Below are 20,951 nucleotides of genomic sequence, written 5' to 3'. Positions count from 1 at the left end.
TCGCTTACAGGCCGCGACGCGCCTGACGACGCAGGAGTCGCGCGCTATCCCAACCGGTCAGTAGCACGGCGATCCAGATCGGCCCATAGGTCCAGATCTGCGCCGGGTTGAACGCCTCGCCCAGGAACAGCACGGCGATGGCGAACAGCAGCACCGGCTCGACGTAGCTCAGAATCCCGAACAGCCCCATCGGCAGCAGCCGGCTGGCCGCCATCATGGCGCCGAACGCCAGCGCGCTGATCAATCCCAGCAGCGGCAGCAGCGCCCACAGGCGCGGTACCTCCTCCAGCACCTTGCCGCTATCGGTTATCCACAGGGTCGCGAGGGCGAACGGCAGCAGCACGATCATCTCGAAGACGAAGCCCGACAGCGAATCCACCGCCATCTTGCGGCGCAGCATGAAGTACGGCGGATAGCCCAGCGCGGTGATCAGGGTGAACCAGGAGAACGCGCGAGTCAGCCATAGCTCGTGCAGCACGCCCGCCAGCGCGAAGGCAACGGCGATGGCCTGCAGCGTGGTCAGGCGCTCGCCGTAAAACACCCGGCCGCACAGCACCATGGTCAGCGGCAACAGGAAGTAGCCCAGCGACAGCTCCAGCGTGCGCCCGACCATGGGCGCCCAGATGAACACGCCCCACTGGATCAGCATCATCGCCGCTGTCAGCGGGAAACACGCTAGCAGCCACGGCTCGCGCAACAGGCGCCGGCCAGCGTCGCGCAGCACGCCGCCCTGGCGGGTGAACAGCACCAGCAGCAGGACCATGGGAATCGACCAGACCACCCGGTGCGCGATCACCTGGATGCTGGTCAGCGGCTCCAGCGAATGGATGTAGCCCGGCAAGGTCACGAACAGCACGGAAGACGCCAGGGACAGCGCTACGCCACGCCCGGAGATGTTCATGCGAGGCGCTCCTTCTGACGGCGCACGCCGAAGCGGTTGACGCCCAGCGACGCGACGATCACCGCACCGCCCAAGGCCAGGCGCGGCAGGTCAGCGGCCTCGTTCCAGATCAACAGGTTGATCAGCAGGCCTACCGGCACGTGCAGATTGTTCATCACCGCCAGGGTGCCGGCATCCACCAGCGTGCCGCCCTTGTTCCACCAGAACTGCCCCAGCGCGGTGGCCAGCAGGCCCATCCACACCAGTACCCCCCACTGCAGGTCGGTGGTCGGCAGCTTTTGCGGATTGCCGAACAGCAGCCAGCCCGGCAGCGCGATCAGCAGGGCGCCGACGAAGAAGTAGCCGAAACGACGGTATTGCGGGATGTCCGAGGGATAGCGCTGCACCAGATGCTTGTAGAACACCTGCCCGGCCGCGAAGGTCGCGTTGGCCAGTTGCAGCAGCAGGAAGCCCTGGACGTAGTCGCCGCTGACGCCGTCATAACGGATGATCCCGGCGCCCAGCACTGCCACGGCAGCCGCCAGCAGCGCCCAGGCGTTGAAGCGACGGTTCAGCGCGTCGTCGATGAGCGCCACATGCAGCGGCGTCAGTACGGTAAACAGCAGCACTTCCGGCACCGTCAGCACGCGGAAGCTCTGGTAGAGGCAGACGTAGGTAATACCGAACTGAAGCGCGCCCGCCAGCATCACACCAGCGATGAAGCGCGGATTGACGCCGCGCCAGCGCGTCAGCGGCAGGAACACCAGGCCGGCCAGCACCACACGGGTCAGCACGGCGAAATAGCTGTCGACCTGCCCGGCGAGGTATTCGCCGATCAGGCTGAAGGAGAACGCCCAGAGGACGGTGACGAAAAGCAGGTATGGCATGGAAAAGGCGACCGGAACGGGGCAGGCAACATAGCGCCAGTCTCAGCCTAGAGAAAGCACTGCGCGCCCGCGCCCTGCGAAGGGCAGAAACGAAAAAGGGCGACCGAAGTCGCCCTTTTCCTTGGATGGTGAATCAGGGATTAGCCCTGGTTCTCCATCTGAGCACGGATCAGATCACCGATGGTGGTCGGACCAGTAGCTTCTACGTCTTGCTTGTGACGCAGTTCTTTCATCGCATCTTTCTCGTCATCAACGTCTTTCGACTTGATGGAGAGGGAGATGACGCGGCTCTTGCGGTCGATGCTGATGATCTTGGCTTCGACTTCTTCGCCTTCTTTCAGAACGTTGCGAGCATCTTCAACGCGGTCACGGCTGATTTCGGAGGCTTTCAGAACGCCTTCGATTTCGCCGCCCAGGCTGATGACAGCGCCTTTGGCGTCAACTTCCTTCACGGTACCGCGAACGATGGTGCCCTTCTCGTTGAGCGAGGCGTAGTTGGAGAACGGATCGTCTTCCAGCTGCTTGATGCCCAGGGAGATGCGCTCACGCTCCGGATCAACGGAGAGGATGACGGTTTCCAGCTCGTCGCCCTTCTTGAAGCGGCGAACGGCTTCTTCGCCAACTTCGTTCCAGGAGATGTCGGACAGGTGAACCAGACCGTCGATGCCGCCTTCCAGGCCGATGAAGATACCGAAATCGGTGATCGACTTGATGGTGCCGGAGATCTTGTCGCCCTTGTTGAAGCGGCCAGAGAAGTCTTCCCACGGGTTGGACTTGCACTGCTTGATGCCCAGGGAGATACGACGACGCTCTTCGTCGATGTCCAGAACCTGAACTTCCACTTCGTCGCCAACCTGAACGACTTTCGACGGGTGGATGTTCTTGTTGGTCCAGTCCATTTCGGAGACGTGTACCAGGCCTTCCACGCCCTCTTCCAGCTCGGCGAAGCAGCCGTAGTCGGTGAGGTTGGTGACGCGTGCGGTAACACGGGTGCCTTCCGGGTAACGGGCTTTGATGGCAACCCATGGGTCTTCGCCCAGTTGCTTCAGGCCCAGGGATACGCGGTTGCGCTCGCGGTCGAACTTCAGAACCTTGACATCGATCTCGTCGCCAACGTTGACGATTTCCGACGGATGCTTGATACGCTTCCAGGCCATGTCGGTGATGTGCAGCAGACCATCGACGCCGCCCAGGTCAACGAACGCACCGTAGTCGGTGAGGTTCTTGACGATACCTTTGACCTGCTGGCCTTCCTGCAGGGATTCCAGCAGAGCTTCGCGCTCGGCGCTGTTCTCGGCTTCCAGCACGCTGCGGCGGGAAACGACAACGTTGTTGCGCTTCTGGTCCAGCTTGATGACCTTGAACTCGAGCTCTTTGCCTTCCAGGTGAGTGGTATCACGCACCGGACGCACGTCGACCAGCGAACCCGGCAGGAACGCGCGGATGCCGTTGACGTCAACGGTGAAGCCACCCTTGACCTTGCCGTTGATGACGCCTTTGACCACTTCGTCGGCAGAGAAAGCAGCTTCCAGAACGATCCAGCTCTCGGCACGCTTGGCTTTTTCGCGGGACAGCTTGGTTTCACCAAAGCCATCTTCTACCGCGTCCAGCGCAACGTGGACTTCGTCACCCACATTGATGGTCAGCTCGCCCTGTTCGTTGTAGAACTGCTCGACCGGGATGACGCCCTCGGATTTCAGACCGGCATGGACGGTGACCCAGTCACCATCGATGTCGACCACGATGCCGGTGATGATTGCACCCGGCTGCATGTCGAGGGATTTCAGACTTTCTTCAAAGAGTTCTGCGAAGCTTTCGCTCATGTCTATACCTGTAGTCAAAGGCTTGTAAGCCCGATTCCGCGCCACCAGCGAACACGGTCAAGTGATGAAAAAGAAGCCAGCAGGATCAAGACTGGTATCCTGCCGGCCCCCTGTTGCACCCGCCGAAACGGATGCTCCACATTCAGATTTTAAGGGAACGCTTCGCTCAATATGGGCGAAACCCTCCCGATACAAGGTCTGGAATGGTAGCAACGGATGCGGGTTGCGTCAATCCGCGGTCCTGGCTCCCAATGCTCTTCGCGACGCCAACCTCATTGTTCTATTTTCGCCCAGCGCCGACGTCTCGGAGTGCCGCCCGTCAGTTCCTTCCTGCGGAGCTGCCCTCAGGCATCCCTACCCGAAAAGAAAAATCCCCGGCACGGCCGGGGATTTTCGTCCGCCGATCGGTTAGTCAGCCAGGCCCAGGCGCGAAACCTCGGCGAGGATGCGCTCCACCACTTCATCGATGCTCATCGAGGTGGAATCGACCAGAATGGCGCCCTCGGCCGGCTTCAGCGGAGCGACAGCGCGCTGGCTGTCACGCTCGTCCCGGGCGCTGATTTCCTCGGCGAGCTGCGCCTGGTCGCTGTCGATACCCTTGTTCTTCAGTTGCAGGTAGCGTCGACGGGCGCGCTCCTCGGCGGACGCGGTGAGGAAGATTTTCAGCGGGGCGCCGGGGAAGACCACGGTGCCCATGTCCCGACCGTCGGCCACCAGGCCAGGCGCTTCGAGGAAGGCGCGCTGGCGTTGCAGCAGCGCATCGCGGACCGCCGGCAGCGCGGCGACCTGCGAGGCGCCGGCGCCGACCTGCTCGGTGCGGATGGTGTCGGTGACGTCTTCGCCTTCGAGGATGATGTGCTGGCCCTGCCCGCCCTTGGCGTGGGTGAACTGCACGTCCAGGTGGGCGGCCAGGACCTTGAGGGCTTCCTCGTTGGTCAGGTCGATCCCGTGATTACCGGCGGCGAACGCCAGCAGGCGGTACAGCGCACCGGAATCCAGCAGGTTCCAGCCCAGGCGCTTGGCCAGCAGGCCGGCGACGGTGCCCTTGCCCGAGCCGCTGGGGCCGTCGATAGCGAGGACCGGCCATTCGCCGTTCATCAGTTCTTCTCCTCGGCGACGCGGATGCCCGCGCCGGACGCCAGCCCGAGGAAGTTCGGGAAGGAAGTCGCGACATTGGCGCAGTCGTGGATGCGGATCGGCGCGCCGGCGCGCAGGGAGGCCACGCTGAAGGACATGGCAATACGGTGATCGCCGTGGCTCCAGACTTCGCCGCCGCCGTAGCTGCCGCCGTCGATGATGATGCCGTCCGGGGTCGGCTCGCACTTAACGCCCAGGGCCAGCAGGCCGTCGGCCATGACCTGGATGCGGTCGGATTCCTTCACCCGCAGCTCTTCCGCGCCGCGCAGGACGGTGCGGCCTTGCGCGTTGGCGGCAGCGACGAAGAGCACCGGGAATTCGTCGATGGCCAGCGGCACCAGGTCTTCAGGAATATCGATACCCTTCAGCTTGGCGGAACGCACGCGGATGTCCGCAACCGGCTCGCCGCCCACCTCACGCTGGTTTTCCAGGGTGATATCGGCGCCCATCAACTTGAGGATATCGATGACGCCGGTACGCGTCGGGTTGATGCCGACGTGCTCCAGGGTCAGGTCGGAACCTTCGGCGATGCTCGCGGCGACCAGGAAGAAGGCAGCCGAGGAAATGTCGGCCGGGACTTCGATGGAGGTGGCAGTGAGCTTGTGGCCGGACTCGACGCGGGCGGTGGCGCCTTCGACGTCGACCGGATAGCCAAAGCCGCGCAGCATGCGCTCGGTATGGTCGCGGGTCGGAGCCGGCTCGGTGGTGGAGGTTTCACCCACGGCGTACAGGCCGGCGAGCAGCAGGCAGGACTTCACCTGGGCGCTGGCCATCGGCATGTCGTAATGCATGCCGGTCAGCTTCTGGCCACCACGGATGGTCAGCGGCGGGCGACCTTCAGGACCGGTCTCGATCACTGCGCCCATTTCGCGCAGCGGTTTGGCGACGCGGTTCATCGGCCGCTTGGACAGCGAGGCGTCACCGGTCAGGGTGGTATCGAACGGCTGGGCGGCGAGCAGGCCGCTGAGCAGGCGCATCGAGGTGCCGGAGTTACCCAGGTAGATCGGACCGGGCGGAGTCTTCAGGCCATGCAGGCCGACACCGTGAACGGTCACGCGGCCGTGGTGCGGGCCTTCGATGACCACGCCCATGTCGCGGAACGCCTGGATAGTGGCAAGGGCGTCTTCACCCTCGAGGAAGCCTTGCACCTCGGTCGTGCCTTCGGCCAGCGAGCCGAGCATGATCGAGCGGTGGGAAATGGACTTGTCGCCCGGTACGCGAACACGTCCGGAGAGGCGGCCACCCGGCTGGGCCAGGAAAATCAGGTCATTGTTGTGCATGGCGTCCACATAGGCCCGGCGGGCCAGGATTTTGCTGAAATGCTCGCGGGCAACGCGGGCGCGGGTGAAGACGCCCATCAGTTGTTGCCCGTCCCCCTTGTCGACGGCCTCGCGCAGATCATCGAGGTCGTCACGGAATACGTCGAGGATGCGCAGGACTGCCTCGCGATTGGCGAGGAAGATGTCGTGCCACATCACCGGATCGCTGCCGGCGATCCGCGTGAAATCGCGGAAGCCACCAGCGGCATAGCGGAAGATTTCCAGATTCTCGCTGCGTTTGGCCAGCGAGTCGACCAGCGTGAAAGCCAGCAGGTGCGGCAGGTGGCTGGTGGCAGCAAGGACTTCGTCGTGGTGTTCGACGGCCATCTGCTCGACGTCCGCTCCCAACTCGCGCCAGAGGCTCTCGACGCACTGGATCGCGTCTGCGTCGGCATTATCCAGTGGCGTGAGGATGACTTTATGACGGCGGAACAGTTTCGCGTTGGCCGCTTCCACTCCGCTCTGCTCGGAACCGGCGATGGGATGGCCGGGGACGAAGCGCGCCGGCATGCCACCGAACACCGCCTTTGCCGCACGCACCACATTGCCCTTGGCGCTGCCCACGTCGGTGAGAATCGCGTCGCCGATGTCAAAGGTGGCCAGTTCGCCGAGGACCTTCTCCATGGCCAGGATCGGAACCGCGAGCTGGATCACGTCGGCGTCGCGGCAACCGACAGCGAGTCGCTCCTCGCAGCGGTCGACCACGCCGAGCTCCACTGCGAGGCGGCGGGTCTGCGGGTCCCGGTCGATGCCGACCACTTCCTCGAACAGGCCCTTCTCGCGGATACCCCTGGCGAAGGAACCGCCGATCAGGCCGAGCCCCACTACCACCAGGCGACGCAGCTTGTGCGGCTGGACATCAGGCACGGGCGAGCACCTTGGCCAGCGCGTCGAGGAAGCGGGCGTTCTCGGCCGGCAGGCCGATGGAAATGCGCAGGTGCTGCGGCATGCCGTAGCCGCCCACCGGGCGGACGATCACGCCTTCGGCGAGCAGGGCCTGGTAGACCGGGCCGGCATCGCGCTTGAGGTCCACGGCGATGAAGTTGCCTTTGGAGGGAATCCACTCTAGCCCCAGCTCGGTGAAACCCTGTTCCAACTGTGCCATGCCTTCATCATTGATCTCCTTGCCTTCAGCCAGGTACTCGGCATCGTCCAGCGCAGCGCAGGCCGCAGTCAGGGCCAGACTGTTGACGTTGAACGGCTGGCGTACGCGATTGAGCACGTCGGCGACCTGCGCCGAGGAGATCGCGTAGCCGACGCGCAGCGACGCCAGGCCATAAGCCTTGGAGAAGGTGCGCGAGACCAGCAGGTTCGGATAGCGGGCCAGGTACTTCAGGCCGTCCGGCAGTTCTTCGCCCTCGGCGTACTCGATATAGGCCTCGTCGAGCACCACCAGAACGTTCTCCGGAACCTGCGACAGGAAGCGCTCCAGCGCGTCCGGGCCGAACCACGTGCCGGTGGGGTTGTTCGGGTTGGCGATGAAGACCACGCGGGTGTCGGCATCGATGGCCGCCAGCATGGCTTCCAGGTCATGGCCCCAGTCTTTCGCCGGGACGACCTTGCCCTGGGCGCCGACGGCCTGGGTGGAGATCGGGTAGACGGCGAAGGCGTACTGGCTGAACACCGCATTCAAGCCGGGCGCGAGGTAAGAGCGGGCCACCAGGTCAAGGATGTCGTTGGAGCCGTTGCCCAGGGTGACCTGCGCGATATCGACGCTGCAGCGGGCCGCCAGGCGGCTCTTGAGTTCGAAGCCATTGCCATCGGGGTAACGAGTCAACTCCAGCATCGCCAGCGCGAGCGCTTCGATGACCTTCGGGCTCGGGCCCAGCGGGTTCTCGTTGCTGGCCAGCTTGACGATGCTGTCGGGGTCGAGTTTCAGCTCGCGGGCCAGTTCATCGACCGGCTTGCCTGGCACGTAGGGGGAAAGCTTCTGCACGCCCGGCTGGGCCAGGGCAAGGAAATCACACGACATCGCTAAAAGCCTCAAGCTATGGGCCGCAAGCCATCAACCGTCTACCGACGTGTCGGCAGCTTGCGGCCCTGGCTTGCGGCTATCGGTTCAGAGAACCGCTTTGGGGTACGAGCCCAGCACCTTCAGGGCAACGGCTTCGCTGTTGATCTTTTCCAGGACATCCTTGATCAGCGGGTCCTTGTGGTGGCCGACGAAGTCGATGAAGAACACGTAGGTCCACTTGCCGCTGCGCGACGGACGGGTCTCGATGCGGGTCAGGTCGATGCCGTTGTTGTGGAACGGCACCAGCAGCTCATGCAGAGCACCCGGCTTGTTGCGCATGGAGACGATGATGGAGGTCTTGTCGTCGCCGGTCGGCGGCACTTCCTGGTTGCCGATCATGAGGAAGCGCGTGGAGTTGTCCGGGCGGTCCTCGATCTTCTCGTGCAGCTTGTCCAGGCCATACAGGCTCGCAGCCATGTCACCGGCAATCGCCGCGCTATTCCACTCGCTCTTCACCCGCTTGGCAGCATCGGCGTTGCTCGAAACCGCTACGCGCTCGACGTTCGGGTAATGCGCATCCAGCCACTTGCGGCACTGGGCCAGGGACTGGGCGTGGGAGTAGATGCGAGTAATGTTGCTGGTCTTGGTGTTCTCGCCCACCAGCAGGTGGTGGTGGATGCGCAGCTCCACCTCGCCGCAGATCACCAGGTCGTGTTCAAGGAAACTGTCGAGGGTGTGGTTGACCGCGCCCTCGGTGGAGTTTTCCACCGGCACCACGCCGAAGTTCACCGCGCCGGCGGCGACTTCGCGGAACACTTCGTCGATAGCCGCCATCGGGGTGCTGATCACCGCGTGGCCGAAGTGCTTGAGCGCCGCCGCCTGGGTGAAGGTGCCTTCCGGGCCGAGGTAGGCCACTTTCAGCGGCTGCTCCAGAGCGAGGCACGAGGACATGATCTCGCGGAACAGACGAGCGACTTCCTCGTTGTCCAGCGGGCCCTTGTTCAGCTCCATGATGTGCTTGAGCACCCACGCCTCGCGCTCGGGCCGGTAGAACACCGGCTTCTCGCCTTCGGGCAGGGCCGCCATCTTCACGCGCGCCACGTCAGTAGCGCAGCGGGCACGTTCGCTGATCAGCTCGAGGATCTTCTCGTCGAGGCTGTCGATGCGTACGCGCAGCGCCTTGAGCTGGTCAGCGTCGCTCATCAGCCGTGCTCCTTCTCGAACTCGGCCATGTAGCCGACCAGGGCTTCGATGGCGTCCAGGCCCAGCGCGTTATAGATGGAGGCGCGCATGCCGCCCACCGAACGGTGGCCCTTGAGGTTGAGCAGGCCGCGCGCATCGGCGCCTTCGAGGAAGGCCTTGTCGAGCTTCTCGTCGGCCAGGCGGAACGGCACGTTCATCCAGGAGCGGGCGCTGGGCTGGATCGGGTTGGTGTAGAAGTCGCTGCTGTCGATGAAGCCGTACAGCATGTCCTTCTTGGCGCGGTTGCGCTGCTCCATGGCGTCGACGCCGCCCTGCTCCTTCAGCCACTCGAAGACCAGGCCGGAGAGGTACCAGGAGTAGGTAGCCGGCGTGTTGTACATGGAGCCGTTGTCGGCGGCGACCTTGTAGTTGAGCATGGTCGGGCAGATGCTGCGGGCGCGGCCCAGCAGGTCTTCGCGAACGATGACAACGACCAGGCCGGACGGGCCGATGTTCTTCTGCGCGCCGGCGTAGATCAGGCCGAACTTCGACACGTCGGTCGGGCGGGAGAGGATGTCCGAGGACATGTCGACCACCAGCGGGACGTCACCGACTTCCGGAATCCAGTCGAACTCCAGGCCGCCGATGGTCTCGTTGGACGCGTAGTGCAGGTAGGCGGCGTCCTTGGACAGGTTCCACTCGTTCTGCCCGGGAATGGCGAAGTAGTCGTATCGGGATGCGCTGGCAACCACGTTGACGTTGCCGTAGCGACGAGCTTCCTCGATGGCCTTCTTCGACCAGATGCCGGTTTCCACGTAGTCCGCCACGCCGTCTTCGGGCAGCAGGTTCAGCGGGATCTCGGCGAACTGCTGGCTGGCGCCGCCCTGCAGGAACAGCACCTTGTAGTTCGAGGGCACGCCCATCAGGTCGCGCAGATCCTGCTCGGCCTTCTCGGCGATGGCCACGTAGTCGTCGCTACGGTGGCTCATCTCCATGACCGACAGGCCCTTGCCTTGCCAATCCAGCAGCTCGGCGCGGGCGCGCTCCAGCACCTCGGTGGGAAGCGCCGCGGGACCGGCGCAGAAGTTAAAGGCTCGCTTGCTCACATCCACTCTCGCTATCAGTCTTCGCTGGCCTGCGGGGCTTCTTCAGCCGCAGCTTCGCCTGCTTCTGGGTTCTCTTGCGACACTTCACCCTCGACGATCTCACCGTCGATGACGTCGTCTTCACCTTCCACCACGGTCGGCTCCTGCACCCGCTCCAAGCCCACGACGGTCTCGTCGGCGGCCAGCTTGATGAGGATCACGCCCTGGGTGTTACGACCGGCGCCGCGGACTTCGTCGACACGGGTACGCACCAGGGTGCCCTGGTCGGAAATCAGCATGATTTCCTCGCCGTCCAGCACCTGCACGGCTCCCACCAGGTTGCCGTTACGCTCGTTGATCACCATGGCGATCACGCCCTGGCCACCGCGACCGCGGCGCGGGTAGTCGGCCAGCGGGGTGCGCTTGCCGTAACCGCGCTCGGAAGCGGTGAGGATCTGCGCTTCGCGGCACTCGGGGATCAGCATGGATATGATGCGCTGGTCGTCGGCCAGGCGCATGCCGCGTACACCACGGGCGTTACGACCCATGATGCGTACCTTGCTTTCCTTGAAGCGGATCACCTTGCCGGCGTTGGAGAACATCATCACGTCCTTCGAACCGTCGGTGATGGCGGCGGCGATCAGCGAGTCGCCCTCTTCCAGCTTCAGGGCAATCAGGCCATTGGAGCGCGGCTTGGTGAACTGGATCAGCGGGGTCTTCTTCACGGTGCCCTTCATGGTGGCCATGAAGATGTACGCGCCAGTCGGCTCGTCCTGGCTGAAGTCGGCGTCGTCGCCTTCCTCGCCCTCTTCGACCTCCACCACTTCGGCGACCTGCTCGGCGACCACGTCGTCGTCATCGCCATCGTCACCGGCGAACTGGGCACGCACGGCTTCCAGGTCGATCTGCAGCATCGCGGTGATGCGCTCGCCTTCGTCCAGCGGCAGCAGGTTCACCAGCGGACGGCCACGGGCGGTGCGCGAGGCTTCCGGAATCTCGAAGGTGCGCAGCCAGTAAACCTTGCCCTTGCTGGAGAACAGCAACAGGGTGGCGTGGCTGTTGGCGACCAGCAGGTGTTCGATGTAGTCCTCGTCCTTCACGCCACTGGCGGACTTGCCCTTGCCACCGCGACGCTGGGCCTCGTAGGCGGCCAGCGGCTGGGACTTGGCGTAGCCGCCGTGGGAGATGGTCACCACGCGCTCTTCTTCGGTGATCAGGTCGGCGATGGTCAGGTCCATCTGCGACGCGACGATCTCGGTGCGACGGGCATCGCCGAACTCGGCCTTGACCTTCTCCAGCTCCTCGCGGATGACTTCCATCAGGCGCTCGGGGCTGGTCAGGATGCGGATCAGCTCGCCGATCAGGGTGAGGATTTCCTGGTACTCGGACAGGAGCTTCTCGTGCTCCAGGCCGGTCAGGCGGTGCAGGCGCAGTTCCAGGATGGCCTGGGCCTGCTCCGGCGACAGGAAGTACTTGCCGTCACGCAGGCCGTATTGCGGGTCCAGGTCTTCCGGACGGCAGGCATCGGCGCCGGCGCGCTCGACCATGGCTTCCACGGCGCTGGATTCCCAGCCGGTGGCGATGAGGCGCTCCTTGGCTTCGGCCGGGGTCGGCGACGTCTTGATCAGCTCGATCACCGGGTCGATGTTCGACAGTGCGACGGCCTGGCCTTCGAGGATGTGGCCGCGCTCGCGGGCCTTGCGCAGCTCGTAGACGGTCCGGCGGGTCACCACTTCACGGCGGTGACGAATGAACACCTCGAGCATGTCCTTGAGGTTCATCGTGCGCGGCTGGCCGTCGACCAGGGCCACCACGTTGATGCCGAAGACGCTCTGCAGCTGGGTCTGCGCGTAGAGGTTGTTCAGCACCACCTCGCCCACTTCACCGCGGCGCAACTCGATGACCACGCGCATGCCGTCCTTGTCGGACTCGTCGCGCAGCTCGGTAATACCTTCGATCTTCTTCTCTTTCACCAGCTCGGCGATCTTCTCGATCAGGCGGGCCTTGTTCAGCTGGTAGGGCAGCTCGGTGATGATGATCTGCTGGCGGTTGCCACCCTTCTCCATATCCTCGATGGTGGCGCGAGCACGGATATAGACGCGGCCACGGCCGGTGCGATAGGCCTCGATGATGCCCGCACGGCCGTTGATGATGCCCGCGGTCGGGAAGTCCGGGCCGGGGATGTAGTTCATCAGGTCGTCGATGGACAGCTCGGGGTTGTCCATCAGCGCCAGGCAGCCGTCGATCACCTCGGTGAGGTTGTGCGGCGGGATGTTGGTCGCCATGCCCACGGCGATACCGCTGGAACCGTTGACCAGCAGGTTCGGGATCTTGGTCGGCATGACCGCCGGGATCTGCTCGGTGCCGTCGTAGTTGGGCACCCAGTCGACGGTTTCCTTGTCCAGGTCCGCCAGCAGCTCATGGGCGAGCTTGGCCATGCGCACTTCGGTGTATCGCATGGCCGCGGCGTTGTCGCCGTCCACCGATCCGAAGTTGCCCTGGCCGTCGACCAGCATGTAGCGCAGCGAGAAGGGCTGGGCCATGCGGACGATGGTGTCGTACACCGCGGTGTCGCCGTGCGGGTGGTACTTACCGATCACGTCGCCGACCACACGTGCGGACTTCTTGTAGGGCTTGTTCCAGTCGTTGCCCAGTTCGCTCATGGCGTACAGGACGCGGCGATGCACGGGCTTCAAGCCGTCGCGGGCATCGGGCAGGGCACGACCGACGATCACGCTCATGGCGTAATCGAGGTAGGACTGTCGGAGTTCGTCTTCGATGTTGACCGGGAGGATTTCTTTGGCCAGTTCGCCCATGAGAAGCCTGGTTCCTTTTTCAAATGGGACTCCGCCAAGCCCGTCCTGAGCCCGGCGGAGCGCGGTGCGCCATCAAAGCGCCACCGACTCTCTACAAATCAACGACTTGGCCGTTGATCCGCGATGCTGTGGGGGCCGAAAAAATGCCCCATCAAGAACCGTCGGAGCTTACCACAAGCCAGGGTCAAACCCTACCCTCGGCCACGCCCCTCGATGAATTGCCGCAGCCCCCGTCAGTGCAGGCGCTTGCGGCTCATCAGCTGGGCCATCCGCTCCGCGTCCGGGCGTTCGACCACGCCGCGTTCGGTCACGATCGCATCAATCAGGTCGGCCGGCGTCACATCGAACACCGGATTGAAGGCTTCGACGTCAGCGGCCACACGTTTGCCACCGATTTCCAGAAGTTCGCGACCATCGCGCTCTTCGATCGGGATGTCCTCGCCGCTTTCCAACCCCATGTCGATGGTCGAACTGGGCGCCACCACCATGAAGCGCACGCCGTGGTGCATCGCGGTGACTGCCAACTGGTAGGTACCGATCTTGTTCGCGACGTCGCCATTGGCGGTGATGCGGTCGGCGCCGACGATGACCCAGGTGATGCTTTCGGTCTTCATCAGGTGCGCGGCGGCGGCATCCACGTTCAGCGTGACCGGAACGCCTTCGTTGGCCAGCTCCCAGGCGGTCAGGCGGGCGCCCTGCAGCCAGGGGCGAGTCTCGTCGGCATAGACCCGCTCGATCAGGCCCTCCAGGTGCGCCGCACGCAGCACGCCCAGCGCGGTGCCGAAGCCGCCGGTGGCCAGGGCGCCGGTATTGCAGTGGGTGAGGATCTTCTGCGGGCCGCCGTGGTGCTTGCGGATCAGATCCACGCCCAGCTGGGCCATGGTCAGGTTTGCCTCGCGGTCGCTTTCGTGGATCGCCACGGCCTCGGCTTCCAGCAGCGGCAGCGGGTCCTCGCCCGGCTTCAGGCGTTCCAGGCGGTCGCGCATGCGGTTCAGCGCCCAGAACAGGTTGACCGCGGTCGGACGCGACTCGGCCAGCACGGTGAAGTCGTCTTCCAGCGCCGTGCGCCAGTCGCCACCGGCAGCCAAACGAGCACGCAGGCCCAGCACCAGGCCGTAGGCGGCGGCGATGCCGATGGCCGGCGCGCCGCGCACGACCATCTGGCGGATGGCGTCGGCTACGCCTTCGGCGGACTCATAGGACAGCCAGGTTTCCTCCAGCGGCAGCGCGCGCTGGTCCAGCAGACGGAGTGTGCCCTTGCGCCAATCAATGGCCGTGACCCGTTCGGCCGCCAACAGTCGCTCACGCATGGAACACCTCTTCATTCGATTGGAATCGCGGGCCGCTCAGGCACCACGGAAATCACCCCGGAAGCACCGGGAAACGGCGGAGTATACCGAGCCTGAAGCAGCACTGCTCGGCTATACTCCGGCCCTTTATCAACGCGCCCAGGATGCGCTTCATGCCGACCGAAAAAGTCCCGCTCGACCTGCTGCTCTTCCCCACCTGGATCGTCCCCGTGGAGCCCGCAGGCGTCGTCCTGCGCGATCACGGCCTGGGCATCCGCGACGGCCGCATCGCCCTGCTCGCCCCGCGAGCCGAAGCAATCCGGCACCCGGCCACGGAAACCCGCGAACTGCCGGGCATGCTGCTCTCTCCCGGGTTGATCAACGCCCACGGCCACGCGGCGATGAGCCTGTTCCGCGGCCTGGCGGACGACCTGGCGCTGATGACCTGGCTGCAGGAGCACATCTGGCCGGCGGAATCCCAATGGGTCAGCGAGGACTTCGTCCGCGACGGCACCGAACTGGCCATTGCCGAGCAGCTCAAGGGCGGCATCACCTGCTTCTCGGACATGTATTTCTTCCCGCAGGTCGCCTGCGAGGTGGTGCACAAGGCCGGCATACGCGCGCAGATCAGCGTGCCGGTGCTGGACTTCCCGATCCCCGGCGCCCGCGACGCCGACGAGGCGATCCGCCAGGGCCTGGCACTGCGCGACGACCTCAAGCACCATCCGCGCATCAAGGTGGCCTTCGGCCCGCACGCGCCCTACACGGTCAGCGACGACAAGCTGGAAACCATCCTGATGCTCGCAGAGGAGCTCGACGCCGGCATCCATATGCACGTCCACGAGACCGCCTTCGAGGTCCAGCAGGCAGTGGAGAAGCACGGCGAGCGCCCGCTGGCCCGCCTGCACCGCCTGGGGCTGCTCGGCCCTCGCTTCCAGGCCGTGCACATGACCCAGGTGAACGACGAGGACCTGGCCATGCTGGTGGAAACCAACAGCTCGGTGGTGCATTGCCCGGAATCCAACCTCAAGCTGGCCAGCGGCTTCTGCCCGGTGGAACGGCTGTGGCAGGCCGGCGTCAACGTCGCCATCGGCACCGATGGCGCCGCCAGCAACAATGACCTCGACCTGCTCGGCGAAACCCGCACCGCCGCCCTGCTGGCCAAGGCCGTGGCCGGCCAGGCTACCGCACTGGATGCCCACCGCGCCCTGCGCATGGCCACGCTGAACGGCGCCCGCGCACTGGGCATGGAGCAGGAAACCGGCAGCCTGGAACTGGGCAAGTCCGCCGACCTCACCGCCTTCGATCTCTCTGGCCTGGCCCAACAGCCGGTGTACGAGCCGGTCTCGCAGATCATCTACGCCAGCGGCCGCGACTGCGTGCGCCATGTCTGGGTCGGCGGCAAGCAGCTACTGGACGACGGCAAGCTCACCCGCCTGGACGAAGAGCGCCTGATCGCCGCGGCCGGCGACTGGGGGCGGCGGATCGCCGGCGCCTGACCGCGCCTTCCTGCGCATCGCGACCTCGGATACGGGGCCGCAGTTGCGACAATCTGTCATGCCGCGCCCCATCCATTCCGCGAAGCTGGCATCATAGCCAGTCTTCGTTTCCAGCTTTTTGATCAATAGGGACACCATGAGCAACGTCGACCACGCCGAGATCGCCAAATTCGAGGCCCTCGCCCACCGCTGGTGGGACCGCGAAAGCGAGTTCAAGCCCCTGCACGACATCAACCCGCTGCGGGTCAACTGGATCGACGAGCGCGTCAGCCTCGCCGGCAAGAAGGTGCTCGACGTCGGCTGCGGCGGCGGCATCCTCAGCGAAGCCATGGCCCAGCGCGGCGCCACCGTCACCGGCATCGACATGGGTGAGGCACCACTGGCGGTCGCCCAGTTGCATCAGCTGGAATCCGGCGTGCCGGTCGAGTACCGCCGCATTACCGCCGAGGAACTCGCCGAGGAAATGCCTGAGCAGTTCGACGTGGTGACCTGCCTGGAGATGCTCGAGCACGTGCCGGACCCGGCCTCGGTCATCCGCGCCTGCTACAGGATGGTCAAGCCCGGCGGCCAGGTGTTCTTCTCCACCATCAACCGCAACCCGAAGGCCTACCTGTTCGCCATCGTCGGGGCGGAATACGTGATGCGCCTGCTGCCGCGTGGCACCCACGACTTCAAGAAGTTCATCCGCCCCTCCGAGTTGGGCGCCTGGTCGCGTGACGCAGGCCTGGCGGTCAAGGACATCGTCGGCCTAACCTACAACCCGCTGACCAAGCACTACAAGCTGGCCAGCGACGTCGATGTCAACTACATGATCCAGACCCTGCGCGAGGAGTGAATCGCATGCTCAGAGCGGTTCTCTTCGACATGGACGGCACGCTGCTGGACACCGCGCCGGACTTCATCGCCGTGTGCCAGGCAATGCTCGTCGCCCATGGCCGTGCGCCGATCGATGACCGGCGCATCCAGGACGTGGTCTCCGGTGGCGCCCGCGCCATGGTCGCCGCGACCTTCGACATGGACCCGGAAGCCCCCGGCTTCGAGGCCCTGCGCCAGGAGTTCCTCGACCGCTACCAGGAGCATTGCGCCGTCTTCACCCGCCCGTACGACGGCATGGCCGAACTTCTGGAGAGCATCGAGCAGTCGCGCCTGATCTGGGGCGTGGTGACCAACAAGCCGGTGCGCTTCGCCGCACCGATCATGGAGCAACTGGGCCTGGCCGAGCGCTCCGCGGTGCTGGTCTGCCCGGATCACGTGACGAAGAGCAAGCCGGATCCGGAAATGCTCCTGCTGGCCTGCCGCCAGCTGAAGGTCGACCCGTCCGAAGTGCTGTTCATCGGTGACGACCTGCGCGACATCGAATCGGGCCGCGCCGCCGGGACCAAGACCGCCGCCGTGCGCTACGGCTACATCCACCCGGACGACAACCCCGCACACTGGGGCGCCGACGTCATCGTCGATGCACCCCGCGACCTGCTCGCCGTCCTCGACCGCGCCCTCTGCTCCTGCTGAGCCGAACCCCCGGGAGCCCGTCGCTCTGACGGGCTCCGCCAAGGAGAAACCATGTTCGACTATTCCGCCCGCCCTGACCTGCTCAAGGGCCGCGTGATCCTGGTGACCGGTGCCGGCCGCGGTATCGGCCGGGCCGCTTCGCTTGCCTTCGCCGCCCACGGGGCCACCGTGCTGCTGCTGGGCAAGACCGAGGACTACCTCAACGAGGTCTATGACCTGATCGTCGCCGCCGGTCATCCCGAGCCGGTGGTGGTCCCGCTGAACCTGGAAACTACCCTGCCGCATCAGTACGACGAGCTGGCGGCCATGATCGAGAAGGAGTTCGGCAAGCTCGACGGCCTGCTGCACAACGCCTCGATTCTCGGTCTGCGTTCGCCCATCGAGCAGATTTCCACCGACAACTTCACCCGCGTCATGCAGGTGAACGTCAACGCCATGTTCAGCCTCACCCACACCCTGCTGCCACTGCTCAAGCTCTCCGAGGACGCCTCGGTGGTCTTCACCTCCAGCAGTGTCGGCCGCAAGGGCCGCGCCTACTGGGGCGCCTACGCGGTGTCGAAGTTCGCTACCGAAGGCCTGATGCAGGTGCTGGCGGACGAGTGCGAGGACATCACCAGCGTGCGCGCCAACAGCGTCAATCCTGGCGCCACCCGTACCGCCATGCGCGCCCACGCCTATCCGGGTGAGAACGCCTACAACAACCCGGCGCCCGAAGAAATCATGCCGGTCTACCTGTATCTCATGGGCCCGGACAGCAAGGGCGTGAACGGCCAGGCCTTCAACGCCCAGGACTGATTTCCGCCTCACAGAATCGGTACTGGCGTACCAGCGGCGTCGACTTGCAGCCCAGCAACGACGCCGCCTCCCGCCATTTTTCTGGCTCTACCTCACTCAACCCTCTGGCTAAGTGCCACTATTTCGCCAGACTTCTGGCGAAACCTTCCTCCACCCGGGAACCCTGACCGCCACCGGTCGGTCAATACGGCGTCTTTTCAGGCCTTTCCGCGCCCTGGCACGGAAATCGCTCTGTCCCCGCAAACGCCGTAAAAATGGTCACCGCCATGGTTCCTCCCAAGCAGTCCAACACCATTGATTTCGATGCTGCCAAGCTCCAGCGCGCCGCCAGCCAGGACACCCGCACACCCTCGCGGCGTCCGCTGGAACTGCTGGAGCTGCGCCAGCAGCTGAACCTGCAACTGCAGGTGAGCCTGGAGGCCGAGCGCATCCTGGCGGTGTTTTTCCGCGAGATCCAGCAGATGCTGCCGGTGGAGTACCTGGCCTACTTCCATGCAGGTGCCGACCTGCGCCTGGAGTTCGGCGAAGCGGCCCGGCACAGCGCCGACTACCGCCTGACCCACGCCAGCGAATACCTCGGCGAGATCAGCTTCCGCCGCGCCCGGCGCTTCTCCGAGGCCGAGCTGTCGCAGCTGGAATCACTGATGGCCTGCCTGCTCTACCCTTTGCGCAACGCCCTGCTCTACCGCGCCGCCGTGCAGTCGGCGCTGCGCGATGCGCTGACCGGCACCGGAAACCGCATCGCCATGGACCAGACCCTGGGCCGCGAGGTCGAGGTGGCACGGCGTCACCTGCTGCCGCTGTCGATCCTCATGCTCGACCTGGACCACTTCAAGCAGATCAACGACGAGCACGGCCACAGCGTCGGCGACGACGCCCTGCGCGCCGTGGCCACGGCACTGAAGAACAGCCTGCGCAACGTCGACATGGTGTTCCGCTTTGGCGGCGAAGAGTTCCTCGTACTGCTGTCCAACACGCCCGGCGTTGCCGCCGTGCAGGTCGGCGAACGGCTGCGCGCTGCCGTGGAGGAGCTGAACCTGGCCGCCGACGGCAAGCGCTTGCCGCTGTCCATCAGCCTGGGCTGCGCAACGCTCAATGGCGGCGAGTCGGTGGACGACCTGCTGCGCCGCGCCGACAGCGCCCTCTACGAAGCCAAGCGCGACGGGCGCAACCGCCTGGCCTGCGCCAGCTGATTCAACAGGAACCTACCCTGTAGGAGCGAGCTTGCTCGCGAACCCGCTTAATGCCGGTGCCGCCGGAAAACTCGTTCGCGAGCAAGCTCGCTTCTACGAAGAGCCCATCCGGATAATGTGCAGGCAATAAAAAAAGGGCTCCGAGGAGCCCTTTTCATTGACCGCTGTCGCTTAGCGCTTGAACCCCGGACGCATGCCGTCACCGGCAGCCTGTGGGCGACGCTTGGCGATTGGCTTGCGGGCGACCGGCTTGCCGGGACGCTCGGCCAGCGGGGCACCTTTCTCGCGAGCCGGACGGTCGCTCGGCGCCTTGCGCGGAGCACGGCCTTCGCCGGCATCACTGCGCGGGCCACGGGCCGGACGATCGGCACCGTCACGCGGAGCGCGAGCAGGGCGATCACCACCGGCGTCACGCGGCTTGCGCGGAGCGCGGCCTTCACCCGCGTCACTGCGCGGGCCGCGAGCCGGGCGATCGGCGCCATCACGCGGAGCGCGAGCGGGACGATCACTGCCAGCATCGCGCGGCTTGCGCGGTGCGCGGCCATCGGCGGAGTCACCACGCGGAGCACGAGCCGGACGCTCGTCGGAATCGCGCGGACCACGAGCCGGACGCTCACCAGCAGCCGGACGCGGAGCACGCTGCGGACGCTCACCTTCGACACGCTCGGTGCGGGTACGCGAGCCACGGCCCGGACGCTCGCTGGGCGCCAGCTTCTTGCCGAGCTTGCGCTCCTGGCGCTCGACCTTTTCCTTGGTCTTGGTGGAAACCGCCGGCAGCGCGATCGGCGTCAGGCCGACTTCCTCGCTGAGGATGTCCAGCTCGCGCTGGCCCATCTCGCGGTAGCGGCCCATGGTCAGCTCGGAGGTCAGGAAGACCGGTCCGAAGCGCACGCGCTTCAGGCGGCTGACCACCACACCCTGGGATTCCCACAGGCGGCGAACTTCGCGGTTACGGCCTTCCATCACCACCACGTGGTACCAGTGGTTGAAGCCTTCGCCACCCGGCGCTTCCTGGATGTCGCTGAACTTGGCCGGGCCGTCTTCGAGCATCACGCCGGCCTTCAGGCGCTCGATCATCTCTTCGTCGACTTCGCCACGCACGCGCACGGCGTACTCGCGGTCCATCTCGTAGGACGGGTGCATCAGGCGGTTGGCCAGTTCACCGTCGGTGGTGAACATCAGCAGGCCGGTGGTGTTGATGTCCAGGCGACCGACGTTGATCCAGCGGCCGCTGCGCAGGCGCGGCAGACGGTCGAACACGGTCGGGCGGCCTTCCGGATCGTCGCGGGTGCAGACTTCGCCTTCGGGCTTGTTGTAGATCAGCACGCGACGGACGTGTTCTTCGATCTTCTCGCGCTTGAGCAGACGGTCGTCGACGGCGATGGCATCGCGGTCGCCCACGCGCTGGCCGAGGGTCGCCACGGCGCCATTGACCTTGACGCGGCCCTCTTCGATCCAGGCCTCGACGTCGCGGCGCGAGCCGACGCCCATGCGCGCGAGGACTTTCTGCAGTTTCTCGCCGGACGGGGCTGGGGTAAGTTCTTCAAGGTTTTCGTGCGTGTCGGTCATCTGGGCACCTCCCG

At 65.2% G+C, this 20,951-nt stretch carries 16 protein-coding genes; 5 read left to right on the top strand and 11 right to left on the bottom strand.

Annotated features, from left to right (window positions below; genetic code table 11):
* Positions 1–4: 4 nt before the first annotated feature.
* From rarD to mtnA, 10 genes are all read right to left on the bottom strand, one after another.
* Positions 5–901 (bottom strand): EamA family transporter RarD, encoded by an 897-nt coding sequence (rarD, locus tag AC1ZV1_RS09180; RefSeq protein ID WP_448679834.1) that lies wholly within the window; start codon positions 899–901, stop codon positions 5–7.
* Complete coding sequence (locus tag AC1ZV1_RS09175) at positions 898–1,767, bottom strand: carboxylate/amino acid/amine transporter (protein WP_484296433.1); 870 nt, start codon at positions 1,765–1,767, stop codon at positions 898–900. The genes rarD and AC1ZV1_RS09175 overlap by 4 nt, the downstream gene beginning before the upstream one ends.
* A 140-nt stretch (positions 1,768–1,907) precedes the next feature.
* Positions 1,908–3,590 (bottom strand): 30S ribosomal protein S1, encoded by a 1,683-nt coding sequence (gene rpsA / locus AC1ZV1_RS09170; RefSeq protein WP_045210085.1) that lies wholly within the window; start codon positions 3,588–3,590, stop codon positions 1,908–1,910.
* Positions 3,591–3,998: 408 nt separating this feature from the next.
* Positions 3,999–4,688 carry a (d)CMP kinase gene (cmk, locus tag AC1ZV1_RS09165; protein WP_484296432.1) on the bottom strand — a complete coding sequence of 230 codons (690 nt, stop codon included), beginning with the start codon at positions 4,686–4,688 and terminating at the stop codon, positions 3,999–4,001.
* A complete protein-coding gene (locus AC1ZV1_RS09160) occupies positions 4,688–6,913 on the bottom strand; it encodes a bifunctional prephenate dehydrogenase/3-phosphoshikimate 1-carboxyvinyltransferase (RefSeq protein ID WP_484296431.1) in 2,226 nt (741 codons plus the stop codon). The genes cmk and AC1ZV1_RS09160 overlap by 1 nt, the downstream gene beginning before the upstream one ends.
* A complete protein-coding gene (gene hisC, locus AC1ZV1_RS09155; RefSeq protein ID WP_484296430.1) occupies positions 6,906–8,018 on the bottom strand; it encodes a histidinol-phosphate transaminase in 1,113 nt (370 codons plus the stop codon). The genes AC1ZV1_RS09160 and hisC overlap by 8 nt, the downstream gene beginning before the upstream one ends.
* Before the next feature lie 87 nt (positions 8,019–8,105).
* Positions 8,106–9,203: a prephenate dehydratase gene (gene pheA, locus AC1ZV1_RS09150; RefSeq protein WP_484296429.1), complete on the bottom strand. Its 1,098-nt coding sequence runs from the start codon at positions 9,201–9,203 to the stop codon at positions 8,106–8,108.
* Complete coding sequence (gene serC, locus AC1ZV1_RS09145; protein ID WP_484296428.1) at positions 9,203–10,288, bottom strand: 3-phosphoserine/phosphohydroxythreonine transaminase; 1,086 nt, start codon at positions 10,286–10,288, stop codon at positions 9,203–9,205. The genes pheA and serC overlap by 1 nt, the downstream gene beginning before the upstream one ends.
* Positions 10,289–10,302: 14 nt before the next feature.
* The gene (gene gyrA / locus AC1ZV1_RS09140; protein WP_484296427.1) at positions 10,303–13,083 is read right to left on the bottom strand and encodes a DNA gyrase subunit A; all 2,781 of its coding nucleotides are present in this window, start codon (positions 13,081–13,083) and stop codon (positions 10,303–10,305) included.
* A 233-nt stretch (positions 13,084–13,316) separates the two neighbouring features.
* Positions 13,317–14,393: an S-methyl-5-thioribose-1-phosphate isomerase gene (mtnA, locus tag AC1ZV1_RS09135; RefSeq protein ID WP_484296426.1), complete on the bottom strand. Its 1,077-nt coding sequence runs from the start codon at positions 14,391–14,393 to the stop codon at positions 13,317–13,319.
* Positions 14,394–14,545: 152 nt separating this feature from the next.
* On the opposite strand from mtnA, the gene AC1ZV1_RS09130 reads away from it, so the two are divergent.
* From AC1ZV1_RS09130 to AC1ZV1_RS09110, 5 genes are all read left to right on the top strand, one after another.
* Entirely contained in the window at positions 14,546–15,871 is a 1,326-nt protein-coding gene (locus tag AC1ZV1_RS09130) for a TRZ/ATZ family hydrolase (protein ID WP_484296425.1), read from the top strand.
* 136 nt (positions 15,872–16,007) lie between these two features.
* On the top strand, positions 16,008–16,706 hold the full coding sequence (ubiG, locus tag AC1ZV1_RS09125) for a bifunctional 2-polyprenyl-6-hydroxyphenol methylase/3-demethylubiquinol 3-O-methyltransferase UbiG (RefSeq protein ID WP_484296424.1): 699 nt from the start codon (positions 16,008–16,010) through the stop codon (positions 16,704–16,706).
* Positions 16,703–17,380: an N-acetylmuramic acid 6-phosphate phosphatase MupP gene (mupP, locus tag AC1ZV1_RS09120; RefSeq protein WP_484296423.1), complete on the top strand. Its 678-nt coding sequence runs from the start codon at positions 16,703–16,705 to the stop codon at positions 17,378–17,380. The genes ubiG and mupP overlap by 4 nt, the downstream gene beginning before the upstream one ends.
* Before the next feature lie 51 nt (positions 17,381–17,431).
* Positions 17,432–18,175 carry a YciK family oxidoreductase gene (locus tag AC1ZV1_RS09115; RefSeq protein ID WP_484296422.1) on the top strand — a complete coding sequence of 248 codons (744 nt, stop codon included), beginning with the start codon at positions 17,432–17,434 and terminating at the stop codon, positions 18,173–18,175.
* 266 nt (positions 18,176–18,441) lie between these two features.
* Positions 18,442–19,368 carry a GGDEF domain-containing protein gene (locus AC1ZV1_RS09110; RefSeq protein ID WP_484296421.1) on the top strand — a complete coding sequence of 309 codons (927 nt, stop codon included), beginning with the start codon at positions 18,442–18,444 and terminating at the stop codon, positions 19,366–19,368.
* Positions 19,369–19,539: 171 nt separating this feature from the next.
* On the opposite strand, the gene rluB is transcribed toward AC1ZV1_RS09110, so the two are convergent.
* On the bottom strand, positions 19,540–20,937 hold the full coding sequence (rluB, locus tag AC1ZV1_RS09105; RefSeq protein ID WP_484296420.1) for a 23S rRNA pseudouridine(2605) synthase RluB: 1,398 nt from the start codon (positions 20,935–20,937) through the stop codon (positions 19,540–19,542).
* Positions 20,938–20,951: the final 14 nt, after the last annotated feature.

It is taken from the genome of Pseudomonas sp. BB438, from assembly GCF_057180225.1.
The sequence above is the reverse complement of the archived record's forward strand: the minus strand, read 5'-3'. Positions and strand labels throughout refer to the sequence as shown.

Excerpts from the sequence above, each read along its gene's own strand:
- rluB (WP_484296420.1), bottom strand. The coding sequence starts at position 20,937 with ATGACCGACACGCACGAAAACCTTGAAGAACTTACCCCAGCCCCGTCC.
- rarD (WP_448679834.1), bottom strand. The coding sequence starts at position 901 with ATGAACATCTCCGGGCGTGGCGTAGCGCTGTCCCTGGCGTCTTCCGTG.
- AC1ZV1_RS09175 (WP_484296433.1), bottom strand. The coding sequence starts at position 1,767 with ATGCCATACCTGCTTTTCGTCACCGTCCTCTGGGCGTTCTCCTTCAGC.
- AC1ZV1_RS09115 (WP_484296422.1), top strand. The coding sequence starts at position 17,432 with ATGTTCGACTATTCCGCCCGCCCTGACCTGCTCAAGGGCCGCGTGATC.
- pheA (WP_484296429.1), bottom strand. The coding sequence starts at position 9,203 with ATGAGCGACGCTGACCAGCTCAAGGCGCTGCGCGTACGCATCGACAGC.
- AC1ZV1_RS09130 (WP_484296425.1), top strand. The coding sequence starts at position 14,546 with ATGCCGACCGAAAAAGTCCCGCTCGACCTGCTGCTCTTCCCCACCTGG.
- hisC (WP_484296430.1), bottom strand. The coding sequence starts at position 8,018 with ATGTCGTGTGATTTCCTTGCCCTGGCCCAGCCGGGCGTGCAGAAGCTT.
- rpsA (WP_045210085.1), bottom strand. The coding sequence starts at position 3,590 with ATGAGCGAAAGCTTCGCAGAACTCTTTGAAGAAAGTCTGAAATCCCTC.
- ubiG (WP_484296424.1), top strand. The coding sequence starts at position 16,008 with ATGAGCAACGTCGACCACGCCGAGATCGCCAAATTCGAGGCCCTCGCC.
- AC1ZV1_RS09110 (WP_484296421.1), top strand. The coding sequence starts at position 18,442 with ATGGTTCCTCCCAAGCAGTCCAACACCATTGATTTCGATGCTGCCAAG.
- mtnA (WP_484296426.1), bottom strand. The coding sequence starts at position 14,393 with ATGCGTGAGCGACTGTTGGCGGCCGAACGGGTCACGGCCATTGATTGG.
- gyrA (WP_484296427.1), bottom strand. The coding sequence starts at position 13,083 with ATGGGCGAACTGGCCAAAGAAATCCTCCCGGTCAACATCGAAGACGAA.
- cmk (WP_484296432.1), bottom strand. The coding sequence starts at position 4,688 with ATGAACGGCGAATGGCCGGTCCTCGCTATCGACGGCCCCAGCGGCTCG.